This is a genomic window from Bartonella sp. AA83SXKL, assembly GCF_042196965.1.
GTDB lineage: Bacteria > Pseudomonadota > Alphaproteobacteria > Rhizobiales > Rhizobiaceae > Bartonella.
In genome coordinates this window covers 1-684 of the sequence record NZ_JBHIRG010000207.1, presented here as the reverse complement: position 1 = coordinate 684, position 684 = coordinate 1, and the positions used below count along the sequence as shown (strand labels likewise).

Annotated in this window: 1 protein-coding gene; it reads right to left on the bottom strand. The window is 43.9% G+C overall.

Features of this window, described 5'->3' with window-relative positions:
- Nucleotides 1-684 (bottom strand): tail fiber domain-containing protein (locus tag ACFINO_RS10640; protein ID WP_375655821.1); only part of this gene is annotated, 684 nt, incomplete at both ends.

Below are 684 nucleotides of genomic sequence, written 5' to 3'. Positions count from 1 at the left end.
GCTTCAGGATTTGACCTCAAAACGTCTTGTGCCATCACCCCGCGATAGCGCTCTGGAGAACCCTTATAGTTGTATTCATAGAGTGTATAGCCCTTTTTCTGTCCAGCCTCCCTGATGTTTTCTTTTGCCCTCCTATCGCTAAGCCCAGCAAAAGTACCAAGTATCGTTCCAACATTTCCAATAGTTTGCCATGGATTAAGTTTTGTTTGCGGCGTAAACTGTGTCCTTTGTTCCGTTTGCATTCCGTAATTTCCAGCAGAAGCCGTACCAGCTGCAAGCAACTTACTTAACTGCTCCCAATCAAGATTATTCTGCTGTTCCCATTTCTGTCGTTCTGCATCTAATTGCTGTTGATGATTGGCATCAAGCAAACCGCCTCCAGACAACGCATTGAGATTTGCCTGACCTTGACCTTGAAAAAAGTTATTAGCGCTAGCCAACTGATTTTGATTGGCTTGATCAATCATTCCATTGGCTTGCATCTTATTGTTGACGTCTTGGTTATATTGCTGTGAGAGAGCTTGGGTTGCTATGCTGCCTAATTCATCTGCCAAAACACCCGTATGTGCACCAGAACCATAACGCCCCGCCCCTGCCAATGAACTGTTAATCGTGTCTGAAGCTTTATTTAAGGTGTTTTGAAGTGCTTCATTAAAATAAGGATTATTGCCTATTTGCTGCCCT